Source organism: Candidatus Villigracilis sp., assembly GCF_057083605.1.
This window is the reverse complement of sequence record NZ_JBXMTI010000054.1, coordinates 25,475-42,577: the sequence shown is the minus strand read 5'-3', so window position 1 is coordinate 42,577 and position 17,103 is coordinate 25,475. Positions and strand designations below refer to the sequence as shown.

At 49.1% G+C, this 17,103-nt stretch carries 16 protein-coding genes; 8 read left to right on the top strand and 8 right to left on the bottom strand.

What is annotated here, in order from left to right; all coding sequences use genetic code 11:
• Positions 1-7 precede the first annotated feature (7 nt).
• Positions 8-385: a hypothetical protein gene (locus AC14M5_RS08635; protein ID WP_484029249.1), complete on the bottom strand. Its 378-nt coding sequence runs from the start codon at positions 383-385 to the stop codon at positions 8-10.
• Between the two features lie 164 nt (positions 386-549).
• On the opposite strand from AC14M5_RS08635, the gene rplI reads away from it, so the two are divergent.
• From rplI to rimO, 3 genes are all read left to right on the top strand, one after another.
• Positions 550-1,116, top strand: a complete 567-nt coding sequence (gene rplI / locus AC14M5_RS08630) for a 50S ribosomal protein L9 (RefSeq protein WP_484029248.1) — start codon at positions 550-552, stop codon at positions 1,114-1,116.
• A gap of 61 nt (positions 1,117-1,177) precedes the next feature.
• Positions 1,178-2,782, top strand: a complete 1,605-nt coding sequence (locus AC14M5_RS08625) for a helix-turn-helix domain-containing protein (RefSeq protein ID WP_484029247.1) — start codon at positions 1,178-1,180, stop codon at positions 2,780-2,782.
• Between the two features lie 73 nt (positions 2,783-2,855).
• Complete coding sequence (gene rimO / locus AC14M5_RS08620) at positions 2,856-4,205, top strand: 30S ribosomal protein S12 methylthiotransferase RimO (RefSeq protein WP_484029246.1); 1,350 nt, start codon at positions 2,856-2,858, stop codon at positions 4,203-4,205.
• Between the two features lie 322 nt (positions 4,206-4,527).
• Here rimO and AC14M5_RS08615 read toward each other — a convergent pair whose 3' ends face one another.
• From AC14M5_RS08615 to AC14M5_RS08585, 7 genes are all read right to left on the bottom strand, one after another.
• Entirely contained in the window at positions 4,528-5,034 is a 507-nt protein-coding gene (locus tag AC14M5_RS08615) for a CopD family protein (RefSeq protein ID WP_484029245.1), read from the bottom strand.
• Between the two features lie 3 nt (positions 5,035-5,037).
• Positions 5,038-6,084 carry a hypothetical protein gene (locus AC14M5_RS08610; protein WP_484029244.1) on the bottom strand — a complete coding sequence of 349 codons (1,047 nt, stop codon included), beginning with the start codon at positions 6,082-6,084 and terminating at the stop codon, positions 5,038-5,040.
• Between the two features lie 82 nt (positions 6,085-6,166).
• Positions 6,167-7,672, bottom strand: a complete 1,506-nt coding sequence (murJ, locus tag AC14M5_RS08605) for a murein biosynthesis integral membrane protein MurJ (protein WP_484029243.1) — start codon at positions 7,670-7,672, stop codon at positions 6,167-6,169.
• Complete coding sequence (locus tag AC14M5_RS08600) at positions 7,672-8,463, bottom strand: SDR family oxidoreductase (RefSeq protein WP_484029242.1); 792 nt, start codon at positions 8,461-8,463, stop codon at positions 7,672-7,674. The genes murJ and AC14M5_RS08600 overlap by 1 nt, the downstream gene beginning before the upstream one ends.
• A 69-nt stretch (positions 8,464-8,532) precedes the next feature.
• Complete coding sequence (locus AC14M5_RS08595; RefSeq protein ID WP_484029241.1) at positions 8,533-8,817, bottom strand: DUF503 domain-containing protein; 285 nt, start codon at positions 8,815-8,817, stop codon at positions 8,533-8,535.
• 39 nt (positions 8,818-8,856) lie between these two features.
• Positions 8,857-9,714 carry a DUF7687 domain-containing protein gene (locus tag AC14M5_RS08590; RefSeq protein WP_484029240.1) on the bottom strand — a complete coding sequence of 286 codons (858 nt, stop codon included), beginning with the start codon at positions 9,712-9,714 and terminating at the stop codon, positions 8,857-8,859.
• The gene (locus tag AC14M5_RS08585; RefSeq protein ID WP_484029239.1) at positions 9,701-9,952 is read right to left on the bottom strand and encodes a helix-turn-helix domain-containing protein; all 252 of its coding nucleotides are present in this window, start codon (positions 9,950-9,952) and stop codon (positions 9,701-9,703) included. Before AC14M5_RS08585 ends, AC14M5_RS08590 begins: the two co-directional genes overlap by 14 nt.
• A 70-nt stretch (positions 9,953-10,022) precedes the next feature.
• On the opposite strand from AC14M5_RS08585, the gene AC14M5_RS08580 reads away from it, so the two are divergent.
• From AC14M5_RS08580 to AC14M5_RS08560, 5 genes are all read left to right on the top strand, one after another.
• Entirely contained in the window at positions 10,023-10,928 is a 906-nt protein-coding gene (locus AC14M5_RS08580) for a DNA adenine methylase (RefSeq protein ID WP_484029238.1), read from the top strand.
• Between the two features lie 93 nt (positions 10,929-11,021).
• Positions 11,022-12,344, top strand: a complete 1,323-nt coding sequence (locus tag AC14M5_RS08575; RefSeq protein WP_484029237.1) for a bifunctional folylpolyglutamate synthase/dihydrofolate synthase — start codon at positions 11,022-11,024, stop codon at positions 12,342-12,344.
• A 71-nt stretch (positions 12,345-12,415) separates the two neighbouring features.
• The gene (lon, locus tag AC14M5_RS08570; protein WP_484029236.1) at positions 12,416-14,887 is read left to right on the top strand and encodes an endopeptidase La; all 2,472 of its coding nucleotides are present in this window, start codon (positions 12,416-12,418) and stop codon (positions 14,885-14,887) included.
• Positions 14,888-15,149: 262 nt separating this feature from the next.
• Entirely contained in the window at positions 15,150-15,959 is an 810-nt protein-coding gene (locus tag AC14M5_RS08565) for an SDR family NAD(P)-dependent oxidoreductase (RefSeq protein ID WP_484029235.1), read from the top strand.
• 9 nt (positions 15,960-15,968) lie between these two features.
• On the top strand, positions 15,969-17,078 hold the full coding sequence (locus tag AC14M5_RS08560; protein ID WP_484029234.1) for a M24 family metallopeptidase: 1,110 nt from the start codon (positions 15,969-15,971) through the stop codon (positions 17,076-17,078).
• Positions 17,079-17,103: the final 25 nt, after the last annotated feature.

Genomic DNA, 17,103 nt, shown 5'->3' with positions numbered 1-17,103 from the left:
TTGTAAATTAGTCGTTGAAGAACAAGCCCCACCAGATTTCCCAATTTTGCATTGGGGTGGGAGTTGGAACCGGAGTATTCACGATCACCGGTTCACTGCCCGGTTGTTCCACAGGAATGACCGGATGATCGCCATCCTGCAAGTAATGTCCCTCGGTGCGAGCCCATTCCTCGACTGCTGCGTTAGACCCCGCATATGAAACCTGCGTTTGCAGCGCCATTTGCGTTTGCATGGCCTGTGTGGCAATGATCCGCACCTGGTCGCGTTGGTTATTCAAACGGTTCAGTTCTTCGAGGCGTGTATTGAACTCAATCACAAATAGGATCAAAACAAAAATGCCGGCAAAAGTTGCCACACGCCGAAAACTAATGGGAATCTGAGGCATACCTTTATCTTAATCGTATTTCGTTGCGTTGGCAAGAAAGGGTTTCTTTATGGTACAATCCTGCCCCGCAGACCAAAATCCCGCTTCCGCGGGGTAAAATCCTGCTAAAGCAGGACGTAGTACCCTTCGTCCTGACATATTCAGCCAGAAAGGGCTTATAGAAAATGAAAGTATTGCTTGTTAAAGATGTTTATAAACTTGGACGCGCGGGGGACATTAAAAAGGTAGCCGACGGCTTTGGCCGCAACTTCCTCATCCCACAGGGATTTGCAGTACTCGCCACCGAAGGCGCCATGAAGCAGATTCAGAAGATCAAGTCACAGGCTGAGGTCCGCCGTAATGCTCAAAATAATGACCTCAAAGGCGTGGCTGACCAGATCAAGGAAGTTACTCTTACCTTCCCAGCCAAGGCCGGTGATACCGGTAAGTTGTATGGCTCCATTACCACGCAGGACATCGCCACCGCACTTTCCGAACAAATACACCTGGAAGTGAAACGCCAGCAAGTGGATATTCAACCCATCCGCGCGCTCGGTGAATTCACGGCTCACATTCGCCTGACGATGGATCTCGTTCCAGAGATAAAGATCATCGTCTATCGTGAAGGAGAAAGCCTCGAAAGCGCGATGGAACAACCAGCCGAAGTTGAAAAGGCTGAGAAACCCAAAAAGAGTTCTCATAAGCCAAAAGAAGAAGCCGTGGCAGAAGAACCCGCTGTCGCAGCCGAATAAGAACAACATCACATCACCGGCGTAAGTCGGTGATGTTTGTAATACGCAGTAAAATAAATCCATGTCAGAATCAATTGGTCAACGCCTCAAACAGGAGCGTGAAGCTCGTTATCTTACGCTTGAAAAAGCATCTGACGATACGCGCATCCGCGTAATTTTTTTGCAGGCCCTGGAATCGGATGATTATTCCGCCATGCCGTCTGCTGCGCAGGGACGTGGATTTTTGCGGAATTACGCCGAATACCTCGATCTCAACATTGACGAGATGATTGCAGAGATTCAAAAAAATGCGCCGGTGCCCGCTGAGGTAAGCGGCCCTTTACCGCAAGTTAATCTCGTTGAAACAGAAATCCCTCCATTAACTGATTCGCAGGATGATAAACCAGCGCATCCTTTCTGGGCCTCCTGGTTTGGTCGCCGTCCGAAAGCAGATGTTGCACCTGAGGCTGAGTCCACTGAGCCTGCTCAAGCAGAAGTGATGGAATCTAAAACCGAAGCTGAGACTCTGCCTGTTGAGGCTGAGCAGGTTGAGGTTAAAGAGGCGTCGTCCCCGAAGGGGGAAGCGAAGCCCAGGCTCATATCGAAGTTAAGTTCGCTGATCCAATTCCGAAAGAAAAAAGAAGAAAGTGTTGCCCGTGAAATCGAAAAGGACAGCGAACCCGTAATTGATCAGGAAATAAAACCGAAAACGCCATCCCTGCCAGCGGATGTGATCTTTGCAGAAATCGGTGCGCAGTTGCGTGCACGGCGCGAGTTGATCAGCCTGACTTTTGAAGAGGTGGAGCGTCATACACATTTGCGCGCAGTGTTTGTAAAAGCTCTCGAGGAAGGCTCGTTCGATAAATTGCCTTCGCCGGTGCAAACGCGCGGGATGCTGGTAAATTATGCAGCTTTTCTTGACCTTGATGCCGATACCATTATGCTGCGCTTTGCAGATGCATTGCAAGCCAGGCATCGCGAGAAATATGCGGAGACACCGCGTGAAAAGATACAAACAGAAGTGGTTACCTCCATGCCGTTGCTGCGGACATTTATTGCAGGTGACCTGATCTTCGGCGTGGTGATGATCGCAATTCTGATTGCGCTTGCAATTTGGGGCGTAGGGCGTGTGGTCAGCTTGCAGGATGACCAAAGCCAGATTGCTCAACCCACTGCGCCATCCATTGTGGATGTGCTTGGCAATGTACCTCTTCCGACAGCTTCATTGGCAGCAACTTTTGTGGCAGCAGAAGATAATCCATTAGGTACGGCTCCTGCTGTGGATCCTTTCACTACGCCAGATGCGCCGACCCCAGGCACAGATGCGAATGTGATCGTCAACGTCTTTGCTGTGGAGCGAACTTTTGTAAGGATCTCTATGGATGGCGAGGTGATATTTGAGGGGCGTATGGCTCCACGTGAGACGAAAGTTTTTGAAGCGGAGAATCAAGTAGTTGTGCTTACCGGTAATGCTGCGGCATTGCGAATCACATATAATGGACGTGACCTTGGTTTGATGGGTGGCGTGGGCGAAGTAGTAAGTCGTGTGTATTTGGTCTCTGGTGTTGCCACACCGACTGCAACACTTTCGCCTACGCCGACGAATACTCCGCTGGTTACGTCTACTCCGAGCGCTACGAATACACCAACAGCCACACCGACTGTAACTCCGTCCGATGGCGGGTAGGTCACGTTTGTAACGTGACAACAAATTTTTGGAATCGTCACGCTACAAACGTGACCTACTTTAGGAAAACAACTTGTCAAAAAATACTTTTCATTTGGTTTCACTCGGTTGCGCGAAGAATACAGTAGATTCTGATTCGATGGCACAGTTGCTTCTGCGGGATGGGTATCGTTCCATGGATGACCCGTCGAAGGCGGCTGTGTTGATCGTGAACACCTGCGGTTTTATTGGCCCTGCAAAAGAGGAGTCTTATCGCGTGTTGGATGAGCTTGCCAAATCAAAACTCGATGGACAAGTGCTGATCGCGGCGGGTTGCCTCACACAACGTTATGGTGTTGAAGTTGCAAAGAAAGTGCCTGGTATCGATGGCATCCTCGGCACACGCCGCTGGATGGATATTGTGCAAGTGGTGAAGGAAGTCCGTAAGAGCAAACACCCTGAACCAATTTATCATCTGCCTGAAACGGCCACTGTCGGCACGGATGAATACGATGCGTTGCGAGTCAGTATTGCTGGCGCGAGCGCGTACATCAAAGTAGCGGACGGCTGCCGCCGCCCCTGCGCATTTTGCGCGATCCCGTTGATCAAAGGCACAGCAGTTTCACGCCCAGTTGAATCAATCCTGCATGAGGCGCGGACATTGCGTAATGCAGGGGTGCGTGAATTGGTATTGATCGCGCAGGATACAACTGATTATGGTCACGACCTGGGCATGAAGGATGGCCTCGCTATTTTGCTCGAACAATTAACAGACGCTGTTCCAGATATGGATTGGATCCGCGTGATGTATGCGTATCCGGGCTATGTCACGGATCGCTTGATCGAAGTGATGGCAACCCGCAAGCAGGTTTTGCCTTACCTCGACATGCCGCTTCAACATGCGCACCCGAAGACTTTATATCGTATGAAGCGCCCGTCCAATATGGATTGGGTATATAAAACGCTTGGGAAAATGCGCGCCACTGTGAAAGGCCTGTCCATGCGGACGACATTCATCGTTGGATACCCAGGCGAAACAGATGAAGAGTTTCAAACTCTATATGATTTTGTGAATGAGATTCGGTTCGACCGTGTAGGTGCATTCCAATTTTCCTTCGAGCCGGGGACAACCTCCGCGCCTCTGGGTGACCCCGTACCTGCTCCTGTGAAACAGGAAAGATACGAACGCCTGATGGAGCTTCAACAGAACATTTCGCTCCAGGTGAATCAATCTTATGTTGGCAAAACCCTGGATGTGCTGGTGGAGGGGTTTGATAATGGCTTATCGATTGGCAGGTCTTACCGCGATGCCCCCGAAATTGATGGTATGGTCTTTATTGAAGGTCAGGCAAAAGTGGGGGAGATCGTCCCTGTGAGGATCACTGGCGCGATGGCCTATGACCTGACGGGGGCATTGGTTGAACCGACTTTGATCAAGCTGTAAAGCTCTAGCAACTCCGAAGGAGTGTAATTTTTATAGCATAGTAATGAAGATTTAACGCAACCCCGAAGGGGTGTCACAGGTTGCAAGAAAACCATGCCATCCCTTCGGGATTAGATTTAGTGTAAACCAAAATAAACATGATTACCCCCAAACTTAAGGATTTGGCCACGGATTGCACAGATCGTCACGGATTTTGAATTAATTGCCCTGAATAAATAAAAAAGCCAACCAGGTTCAGAAGGTCGGCTTTTTTCGTGTAAATCAGTGAAATAATCTGTGGCTAAAAGCTGGAAAGATTAAATTCGGGGTGAGATATGTTTGATTATGATACTCTTGCCAGGGCGGTAGCTCCTAGGATCAACGCCGAGAGTGCTAAATTAATCCGCAGGATAATCAATTCTTTCCTTTGGAGTTTTGCCAGCTCACCCTCGTGTGCTTTTTCTTTCTTCATCAACGTGCGCTGGATGGCGGGAAGCACTTCCCAGGTTTGAATGGCGCTGACTACTACCATGATGACAGCCAATCCATGCTTGACGAGGATGGCTAATGACCATTGTGTGCTTAGTGCAAGAAAGCCATCATAATGTGGGCTGGTGCTTAGTTGAAAAAGTCCAGTCACGAGCAATAATCCCATGCAGAACCAGGCGAGCGGCTCGAGTCTTTTTTGAAGGGCGGAGATAAAGCTAAGTTGGTCGGCCAGCTTCAAAGTCCGATGGGAAGCGGGCAGGACGAGAATGTTAATCGCGGCGAGGCTTCCGATCCATGTGACGGTTGAAAGCATATGAAGCCAGAAGATGATCGCGAGTATCCATGGTGGGGGCGTAGTCATGAATTATGGTGCTACGGTTGGTGGTTCTGTTGCAGTCGGCGGTTCTGTTGGCGCTGCTTCCGTTGAAGTAGGTTCGATAACGATCACCTCAGTGGGTGGGAAGCATTGTGTAAACGCCTGATTGGAGTTATTAGCCGAGTCCGGCTCCAGTGCACCCATGGCAGCGGCGGCTTGATATTGCTCGTAGGCGGCGCAGTATTCCTGGAGCAGGAAAAGTTCATCACCATAGCGCATGGATGCGATAAAGAAGCGCTGCGATGCGGTCATGGTTCCGTCCCAAAGCGAGGGAAAGCCAGCGCTTAATTGAGAGAAGTAATTCAATGCCTGCTCCCAATCCAATTCCCAAAAGCTTGCGCCGGTGATGTATGCGCGCGCCCCTTCACGCAAACCGATGGCTGAGTTATCCAATGGGCCGAAGCGTTCGGCAAGGGTGAGGTGATAAATGCCGCCTTCGAGGTTGCCCTGCTTGGTGATCAGGTCGTATCCATAATTGCGCAAAGCAAAATAATACATGCCATCCACTTGTGCGGTTTTGTAGCTCTTATCCAGTTTGCGGATGCTATCCAGTGCTTGCAATGCCCCGGGCCAATCCTGTGCAAGGATGAGTTGTTGTGCGCGTTGGAAGGCGCTTTCTGCTCCGCTGAAATCGGGTGTGGCTGTGAGGGTGGGTGCCGGCGTGGCGGTGGGGATGGTGCTCAACACCAGGACTTCTGTCAGTTTTTCCCGTGCGCCAGGATAACCGGGGTCATTTGCGATAATGAATTCGAGGCGTTGCTTTGCCGCATCATAGCGTCCGAATTGAATGTCTACCAGCGCAAAGGAATATTGTTCAGAAAGTTGTTGTGAAATAATGGTATGTTCCGCTGCTTTGCGGGTTCCAATACCGGAAGAATATCCGCCAAAGCCGCCTAGCCCGATCAGCAGGAGAAAGCCTAGAATACTGGTGAGAATGGAACGCCAGCGAGGGCCCTTTTTTACAGGCTTGATCGGTTGGGTATCATCTTCCTTGATGGGATGTACAGGTTGTGTGTTTCCAGTTTGTTCAGACATGGCGATGATTATACTTCCCTTTGAATGACCGAATTTTTTTCTTATTTTTATTTTATTTGGATGATGAGAGTATGTTGTAAAGCTACAAATTAAAAAGCTGCTTCGCCTCAGACCAGACAATGGCTAGCGCGATCAATCCGCCGACGACCATGCCGACCAGCGCAGTGACGATTGCCCCGCCAGGCAGGTATAAAGCGATAGCATAAGTGATCACACCGCCGATAACAGCCGCGACAAGCCCTTTTATAACTGAACCATTTATTTGGATCGGCGCGTGTGTGCGCCTGGATAACCACCCGAAAAGGATGATGGCTTCTATTAATAGCGCGATCTCTGCGAAGGCGATGATCGGTGCGCCGATTTCTTTAAAGAATGTGAGCCCCACAAAGCCAATTCCCAGGAACATCACGATTCTTAATATCACTGCATAGAGCGGAAACATCGGTTCCTTGCGGGCATAAAAGGCACGGACTGCAACCTCGTGAATTGTGTAACCCGTGAGCGCCATCAGGTAGGCCCGCGTGGTCCATGTAATCAGCGTGGATGTTGATTCGCCAAAGCCGAAAACTCCGCGCACGAGCGGATGAATGCCTGCGGCCATCACTGCTGCAATTGGAAGGGTTAGGGAGATCAAAACTCGGAGTGCGCGCTCGACTGTTGAACGAAACCCTGTCCAGTCACCGCGCGAAGCGAACTCCGAAAGAGTCGGCAACATGGCTGTGGCGATGGCCGTCCCAAGGATCGTCTCAGGCACTTGCATGATCATCCAACCATAGGTCAACGAAGTCACCGCGCCGACCTGGTCCAGCCGCGAGGCGAGGTTATCACGCGCGAGAAAAATAATTTGAATGCCACCCATGGTTAACAAACGCGGTGCCATTAATTTCAATGCTTCAATCAAACCAGTATGACGTAAATTCAAAGAAGGCGTCCAACGGAATCCAAACATAATGAGCGCGGGTACTTGAATAAGAAGATGAAACGCCGCGCCCAGGATAACGCCGTAGACCAGGCCATGAATTCCAAAACGCGGTGTGAGAAAGATCGCGCCGATGATCTGCCCCACGTTATACATGCTTGGTGCAATGGCAGGCAAAACAAAATGTTGATTCGCTTGAAGCGAGGCCATCACCAACCCGCTGATCGAAAAGATGATCGTGCCGATAAGATTCAAGCGCATCAGTTCCGCCAGCAGTTTGCGCTGTTCCTCACCGAAGCCCGGTGCGATGCCCAGCTTTGCATCCACAAGTTGTTGTGCGAAGATCGCGATCAGAATCGCGATTGAACCCGTCACCAAAAAGCCGACATTTGCCACACGTGAAAACAAATCCCATGCGGCGGCGCGGTCTTTGGTGGTGAGATATTCCGTTAGCAATGGAATGAAGGCCATTGCCAGCGCGCCGCCCGAAATGAGCGCGAACAACACATCGGGTAGATTATTCGCGGCGTTGAATGTATCCAGCAAATGCACTTCGTCTGTATATTGGCGTGAGACAATGCCCGTGCGCACGAAGGCCAATACTTTATCTATCAAAAAGAAAAACGCAATGATCAGCGAGTTGCGGGTAAGGCGCGAAAGCCTGCTCATTAATTTGTTCCTTTGATCGCACCGCCGTCTACACTTAGCATGGCACCAGTAATGTAGGATGCAGCAGGAGAGACGAGGAACACAGCGGCATTCGCAAACTCTTCAGGTTGACCCAGCCTCCCAAGCGGACTCTCCGCCGCCTGTTTCTTCGCCTCTTCCTCGACCGTTGTCTTGTTCCTGTTTGCCCGGTCCTCTAACAGCTCTGTGACCCTCTCCGTCTCCGTCCAGCCGGGGATAATGGAATTGACTCGGATGCCCTCCCCGCCAAGTTCCAGCGCGAGAGCCTTGGTCAACCCAATTGTCGCGTTGCGGACGCTGTTCGAGATCAGCAAATTTGGGATTGGCTGACGAACTGTCAGCGAGGTGACAGTCAAAATGCTAGCCGAGTCAGACTTCCGCAAATAGGGAAGCGCAGATTTTATCAATCGGACATGGGCCATCAAACATAAGTCGATACCTTTTTGCCATGCGGCCTCATCCAACGAATCGATGGAGCCAGGTGTTGGCCCGCCTGCGTTGGTGATGAGGATATCCAAACCGCCAAATGCCCCCGCAGTTTGTTGAATCAATTTTTCTGGAACATCAGGCAGACTCACATCGCCTGCCAACCCAATTACTTGCGAACCTGTTTCCTTGCTCAACTTCTCTGCCAAAATTTTTATCTTCTCTTCATCGCGCCCGTTGATGGCGACCTTGCAGCCTTCATTCGCAAGCGCCAGAGCGGCAGCATAACCAAGTCCGCGTGATGAGGCGGTGACGAGTGCACGTTTGTTTTTGAGTTTCAAATCCATTTTTGTCTCCAAGGGTAGGGACACAGCGAGCCGATGTTCGTCAACGACTTCTGAAGGTCTGCTGTGCCCCTACGATATGATTTCAATTTTCTGATCCCACACATCCCCATCTGTCCAATTTGCCTCCACCCATTTTGCCACATTTTGCAAAGCGGATTGCAAAAAGGTGTGGTCATTCCCAACCATCGCACAAGTGATGATGACTTCATCCCATTTATCTTGCAATCCCATTTCGGCTACAGAAATATTGAATTCACGATGCAGGCGCGAAATAAGCGGCTTGATCCGCCCGCGCTTATCTTTGAGGGAAGCGCAGGCTGGAATGCGGAGGTGAATGGTGAGGGTGGCGAGCATTATTACTAATTTGAAGTTAGATTATCGAATGGATAGATTTTATTTGTTTGGCCTAGCTTGGTAAATTTCAATCCACTCGGCAACAAGGTCAGGCAGCTTTTCAACTACTTCATAACCGAACAATACCTCATCAATATAGCCCATATGCAACATATCAATAATTCGGCATAGATATGATTTTCCCTGCTTCCACCACGTATCATGTGCATCTATAACAAGGTAGTGTTTTATGTCTAAGTTCTCGTGCTCTCGAAGTTCTTCTATTTCCAACCCATCCAATAGAGTTTCGTAAACGCCATCGGCCACACGGCTTCCAAAGGTAGTGGTGTAGTAATATTCCTTGATTTCCCAAACTGCAACTGGATTAACGCTATTAGGAAAAGCACCATCTACTCGGCGAGCAAATGTTCTCACAGGTAAGTTATCTCTTGTAGCAGTCGTTAATTGGTGCGGATCGTAATCGCAAGGTAAACCTTGTGAATTTGATTCTATAAGCATATTCACAAGCCCTGTCAAATACGCTGGTCTTTTCATTTTGCCTTTTTGTTTATTCATCGGTATAGGACAAGAGGGTTGCAGTTCCTCAAATAATCCTTTGAAAACCTTTCTTGCCTTGGTTCCATTCATTAATCGCGGCTCAACATAGGTATTTAAAATGTCTGCGCGATAAGAAAAATAATCTTGTAGTAGATCACCAAAGTTCCCGAAATTGGTCTTCTGCTTTTGCAAACGAGAAAAGTTAATGTCTAAATTTCCAAGTTTAGTGTTGATTTCATCATTTGTGGGGATTTTGATTTGCCCTGTTGTTCTTTGAGTGTAACCAACTTCTTGACTTATCAAGCGAACGCTCGCCCAAAAGTTTTTTGGCAGACTCAAAAATATCTTATTTGGTTTCATTTATTTTTTCCTCCAGTTGGTGAATAAAATTATCAAAAGAAATTCCAATCTGTTGACAGATTTGTCTTAACTCCAAAATATCTAATTGACGTTCTCCCGACTCGTACTTGCTAACAAAGGATTGTGGTACACCTAGTTTTTTAGCTAACTCAACTTGTGTTAAACTGCGTTTTTGCCGTATTTCTTTTAATAAGAATAGAAACTTCTCGCGTTGACTGTTTTCATTTAGGATTTTCATAGTTTTTCCAATTGACAAATATCCTAAAATGGGATATTATTCTTTTTAGAAAGATGGTATATTACAAGACATGAAGACAGTAAAAGATAAATCACAGCTTTATTTGTTTGAGGTACATGCCAATAAGAAACGCGACGTTAAGCCATTTAATACATCGCTTCTGAAATGGATAGGTAGTAAGCAGCGAATGGCGCATGAAATCATTTCTTACTTTCCAATCGAATTTGGAACATACTTTGAGCCATTTCTGGGCAGCGGGGGAGTTCTGGGAACTTTGGTTCCAAATATCGCCATTGCTTCAGATACCTTTGCGCCTTTAATGGAAATTTGGCAAACCCTGAGGAAATCACCAGATACCGTTAAGCAATGGTATCAAGAGCGTTGGGAAAAAATGGCGAAAGGAGATAAGGTCAAAGTTTACGAACAAATTAAGGCATCCTATAACGCACATCCTAACGGCCCTGACATGCTTTTCTTAACGCGTTCTGCCTATGGCGGTGTCATCCGTTTTCGTAAAGCAGATGGCTATATGTCTACTCCTTGTGGTATTCACAACCCTATTTCACCTCATAGTTTTTCTCGTCGGGTTGATGAGTGGCATAAACGGGTTTCAGGTACAACATTTTTACATTTAGACTACGAAGAAGCAATGAGTTTGGCGAAACCGGGCGATTTAATATACTGTGACCCTCCTTACACTCATAGTCAAGCAATTTTGTATGGGGCGCAATCCTTTAGCTTGGAGCATTTATTAAGTGTAATCGAAAAATGCAAAGAAAAAGGAGTGTACGTTGTCCTAAGTATTGACGGCACAAAAAGATCTGGAAATTTGATTTGTGATTTGCCGATCCCAGATGGGCTTTTTGAAAGAGAAATGATGATAGATATTGGTCATTCAATGCTAAAGAGATTCCAAATGAACGGAAAGACTCTTGAAGGAGAAAAAGTATCAGATAGGTTATTGTTAACTTATTAAAGGGGGGTTCGTTAGTGATATGAAGATGGGGGAAAGTTGTATGTGACTGTTTTCAAGTTTACGAATCACGCATTACGTCTTACAATCCCTCGCATGGACATAGAAACTGAATACAACAAAGCCCTTGATTACCTATATTCCTTCGTGGATTATAGCCTGAAACATTCCTCCGAACTTGCCAAGGCGGACTTCAACCTGGACCGTATGTTCGCGCTGATGGAGTCTTTGGGGAATCCGCAGAAGAAATATCCCATCATCCATGTGGCAGGGACGAAGGGGAAGGGTTCCACCTCCGCGTTGTGTGCGGCGGCTTTGCAGGCGGCGGGATATACAGTTGGTTTGTATACTTCCCCGCATTTGGAAGATTACGTGGAGCGGATTCAAATCAACGGTGAACCAATCTCGCATGAACAATTGGTGGAATTGGTCGATGAGATCAAGCCGCATGTGGCGAAGATCGAAAAACTCACTACCTTTGAAATCACCACCGCTTTGGCGTTTATGGCTTTCGCAAAGTATGGCGTGAACGCGGCAGTCTTTGAGGTGGGCCTGGGTGGCAGGCTGGACGCGACGAATATCGTCACGCCAAAGGTTTCGGTTATTACCTCGCTTTCATATGACCATATGGCGGTGTTGGGTAATACTCTGGCATTGATTGCAGGGGAGAAGGCTGGCATTATTAAAGATGGTGTCCCAGTAGTTTCGTCACCACAAAAGGCCGAAGCTCTTGAAGTTTTGGAGCGCGTAGCCAAACTAAAGAATTCTGAGATCACACTTATAGGAAGAGATGTAAAGTTTGAATTGATTGAGTCATCATTGGAGCGGCAACGTTTGAACATTCAGACCTTCAAACCTGCAAACGTTCAAACGTTCAGCATTCCACTATTGGGGAGCCATCAACTCGAAAACGCTGCCACAGCTTACGCAGCTTTGAAAGTGAGCGGGATTCCAATTTCCGATGAACAGATCCAAAAAGGGTTTTCTCAAGTACAATGGCGCGCTCGCTTCGAGGTGGCAAGGCGCGAACCGCCCGTGATTTTTGACTCGGCGCATAATCAGGATTCGTTTGAGAAACTGCGCGAGACCCTGGAAACATATTTTCCCGGCAAACAGGCCTATCTCATCTTCGGCGCTTCGGAGGATAAGAATATCCCCGGTATGTTTGCGGAGATGAAAGCGAAGATCAAGAAGCTTATTATTACGCGCGCCGATCATCCGCGCGCCCTGGAAGTGGAAAAAATTCAATCGTTGGCAGAGCAGGCTGGGGTGGAGTCTGAGGCTGTTGTCCCAGTCAAAGAGGCCCTGGCGCGCGCGCTGGAATTGTCGTCAAAAGATGGTAGCATTGTATTATCCGCTGGCTCGATGTTTGTGACAGCGGAAGTGATGAGAGAATGGAAATTATTAACTTCGCTCTAGCCGCCATCCTCGGCGGCGACTCCTTCGCCGAGGACGGCGAAGCGAGCAAAAGATGAAATGGAAATTACTGGATGAGTCAACCGAATTGGAATGAAGAAGAAGATAATTTTGATCTAACGCTCTCGCAACGGACCGAGGAGCTGTATCGCATCCCGAATATGGAGCCGAAAACTGACGGCTTGATCGAGGCGCTGGTTCTGCCGCTGCGTGACATGGTGATATTCCCGCGTATGGTTTCGCCGATCTTTGTCGGGCGAGAGGCATCTCTGCTGGCCGTGCAACAGGCGCAACGTAAAGAACAAACGGTGATCGGTTTAACGCAAAGAGACCCCGAAGTAGATGAACCCAGCGTGGAGGACTTTTTACCGATTGGTGTTGAGATGGCAGTGGGACGATTACTGAGTATGCCCGATGGTTCACGCTCCGCTTTGGTGCAGGGACGGCGGCGCGTGGAGATCGTGGAATTCATCCAATTGAAACCATATATCAAAGTGCGCGCGCGCGTGATCCATGAACCGCAAACCGCGGACCGGCAAGCCCAGGCGTTGATGCGCTCTGCCTTGAGTCTCTTTGAGCGCTGCGTGCAATTGGATCGCTCCATTCCCGAAGAGGCGCATCTATTTGCTTTGAATATTTCCGAACCCGGCTGGCTGACCGATATGATCGCCACCTCACTAGCGTTGACTTACGAAGCCAAGTTGCGTTTGCTGCTTCTGCTCGACCCGAAGGCACGCCTCGGTCAATTGAACAGCCTGCTCGCGCAGGAAGTGGATGTGCTTGAACTTGAAGACGAAATTCACGCGCGTGTGCAAAACGAGGTGGATAAAAGCCAACGCGAATTTTATCTGCGCGAACAGATGAAGCAGATCCAAAATGAATTAGGCGAAAGCGATATCTTCACGCGTGACGCTTCCGATCTAAAGAAAAAAGTGGACGGCGCGAATCTTCCTGAAGAAGCGAAGAAGGTCGCGTTAAAGGAATTGGAGCGACTCAATCAAATGCCGCCGATGGCGCCCGAGGTGGGCATCATCCGCACTTACATTGATTGGATCGTGGATCTGCCATGGGCTAACTCCACGCCTGATAATTTGGATGTAAGAAATGCTGGGAAAATTCTGGAACGCGATCACTATGGCTTGAAGAAAGCCAAGGAAAGAATTCTGGAATATATCGCCGTGCGTTCTTTGAAACCAAAGAAGGAACGTCAGCCCATCCTTTGTTTTGTGGGGCCACCCGGTGTTGGTAAAACATCGTTGGGCCGTTCGATTGCGGATGCGCTTGGGCGCAAGTTTGTGCGCGTGTCACTCGGCGGTGTGCGTGATGAAGCTGAAATTCGCGGGCATCGCCGCACCTACATCGGCGCATTGCCCGGGCGAATACTCCAGACGATGAAACGGGCTGGGACTGCCAATCCGCTTTTTATGCTGGATGAGATCGACAAGTTGTATTCGGACTTTCGCGGCGATCCTGCTTCGGCCATGCTTGAGGTGCTGGACCCGGAACAGAACTACGCTTTTAGCGATCACTACCTCGAGCTGCCATTTGACCTTTCCAAGGCCATGTTCGTGACAACAGCCAATTCACTAGCCAATATCCCTGCGCCCTTGTTGGACCGCATGGAAGTGATCGAATTCCCTGGTTACATCGAAGAAGAAAAAGTGGAGATAGCCAACCGCTATCTCATTCCACGTCAATTGGAAGAGAACGGAGTTGAAACCCTCGGCCTGGAATTTGAACTGGCTGCACTGCAGCGCATCATTCGCGAATATACATATGAAGCGGGCGTGCGTAATTTGGAACGCGAGATCGGGCGCATTTGCCGCAAAGTAGCGCGCCTGAAAGCAGAGGGGAAGAAATACCCGGCGTCGATTGCGCCGGATATGATCGAAAAGTTATTAGGCCCGCAGCAGGTCTTTCCCTCCGAAGCCGAGCGGACAGATGAAGTGGGCGTGGCAACCAGCCTCGCGTGGACGGAATCTGGCGGCGAGATCATGCCGGTGGAAGTTGCCATCATCGAAGGCAAAGGCGGCATGCAAATGACCGGGCAGATGGGGGAGGTAATGCAGGAATCTGGTCAGGCCGCGTTAACCTATATCAAGTCACGAGCTTCAACATTGAAGATCGACCTCGAAGTCTTTGAGCGATTGGATATTCATGTGCATATGCCAGAAGGCGGCATTCCGAAGGATGGCCCCTCCGCTGGAATTACGATGGCAACCGCCATTGTCTCCGCATTGACAGGCCGTCCCGTTCATCGTCACGTGGGCATGACTGGCGAGATTACCTTACGTGGACGTGTTCTCCCCATTGGCGGCGTGCGTGAGAAAGTCCTGGCTGCACATCGCGCCGGGCTCAAAACTGTCATCCTGCCTGAAAAGAATTTGAAAGACCTGATAGACCTGCCCAAGACTGCAAAGTCTGAGTTGAAGATCATTCCCGTCAAACATATGGATGATGTGTTGGCAATTGCGCTGGCCGATAAGGCAACTGTTGAACCTCCGCGCCCGAAAAAACCAGCGCGTGATGATAATCAGGACGAATAGAGTACGCCGATTATTCATCTCGTAATTTGATGTCGTTGCGAAGGCGTTAGCCCGAAGCAATCTCCCGTTAATAGCACATCCACTTGAGCGAGGAGATTGCCACGCCGCCATAGTGAAAGAGCGGCGGCTCGCAACGACATTAGTACAAAAGCAAAACTAAGATTTGATATTTATGATGCGGATAAAATATCCGCATCATCTCTTTAATCCTGTAAAATATATATGGATAAACTTGGCACACATCAGAACGAGTGAAATAACCATGCCTACCCTTGAAAACAAAGTTGTACTCATCACAGGCGCATCTTCAGGTTTTGGGGAAGATGCCGCATTGCTCTTCGCAAAAGAAGGATGCAAGGTGGTGCTTGCCGCGCGCCGCATAGACCGCTTGCAACTTCTTGCTGAAAAAATTCAGAATGCAGGCGGCGAAGCCATTGCCGTCCCTGTGGATATCACCAACCGCGCAGATGTTGAAAACATGGTGCTATCTACGCTCGCTGTATATGAGCGGATCGATATACTCTTCAACAATGCAGGCATTGGCCGCGTGGACTGGTTCGAGAATCACACACCTGAACGAGATATTGAATTGCTGATACAAGTTAATTTGATCGGGCTGATGCAGGTTACGCGCTCGGTATTGCCGCACATGCTGGCACAGGGTCATGGACATGTCATCAACATGATCTCAGTGGCAGGTCTTATCTCGCCGCCATTGATCGCATCTTATTCAGCCAGCAAGTTTGGCGCGCGCGCTTTTACCGATGCACTTCGCCGTGAGGTTGCTCCGCTTGGCATTAAAGTAAGCGGCATTTATCCCGGCCCCGCCTTTACTGAATTTGGCCGTCATATTGGCAAGAGCAAGGCTTATGGTTCCGTGCGTTCCAGGTTTAGGTCGCGCATGTCCTCTGAATATGTAGCCCGCCGTGTTGTTGCCATTGCCAAACGTCCGCGCCGCAGTTTGGTCATTCCGTGGTGGTTTCGGATCATCACCACTTTCGATACGCTTTTTCCCGTCGTTGTGGATTGGATTTCATACATTTTCTCAAACTCAAAACATAAATTGGATTAGGAGACTCACATGACCCTCGCTCGACTCAACAACCTCACCGCTTCACTTCGGACCTCAGGGCTTGATGCGGTTATTCTGAATCCTGGTCCCACGCTGAAACATCTGAGCGGACTTAACTTCCATTTGATGGAACGTCCTGTCGTATTGTTTGTTGCACCGGATAAAGACCCTGTACTGGTGCTGCCCGAACTCGAATTACCCAAAGTGGATTTGTTCCCATATAAAGTGCAATCCTTCGCCTATGGTGAAAATCCGTCAGAGTGGGATGAGGCTTTTCGAAAGGCGGCGCAGTCTCTCGGTCTGGATGGGAAGCGGATCGGAGTCGAGCCTCGTCAATTGCGTCTGCTGGAATTCCGTCACGTAAAAGCTGGCGCACCCGAAGCGGATTATCCAGATGCGACGGATGTGCTGGCGGGTTTGCGTCTCAAAAAAGATAAGGCTGAAGTGGATGCAATGCGCAAGGCTGTGAAGATCGCGCAGGATGGTTTGGAAGCGGTCCTTCCACAGATCAAAATCGGGATGACGGAAAAGGAGATCGCTTCTGAGTTGGTGATGCAATTGTTGAAGCACGGCTCTGAATCTGATATCCCATTTGCGCCGATTGTTTCGGCGGGGCCAAATTCTGCCAACCCTCACGCTTCACCGACTGACAGAAAATTACAAATAGGTGACTTGCTGGTAGTGGATTGGGGCGCGGCATACGATGGCTATATCTCGGACTTGACGCGCACCTTTGCAGTGGGTGAGGTGGACGAGGAATATAAAAAAATCCACAAGATCGTGCAGGATTCTAATACTGCGGGCCGCGCCGCTGCCAAACCCGGCGTACCTTGCGCGGATGTTGATAAGGCCGCGCGAGCTGTGATCGAGAAATCAGGTTATGGAAAATATTTCACGCACCGCACGGGTCATGGCATCGGTATGGAAGGCCATGAAGCGCCGTACATGCGCGGCGACAATATGCAATTGCTTGAGCCAGGTATGGCCTTCACCGTGGAACCTGGAATTTATCTCACAGGCCGCAATGGCGTACGTATTGAAGATAATCTGGTTATTACAGATGATGGCGTAGAATGCCTGTCCGATATGCCGAGGGAGATTCGTGTGGTAGGGCTATAAAAATAAAATAGTGAAAACAAAAATT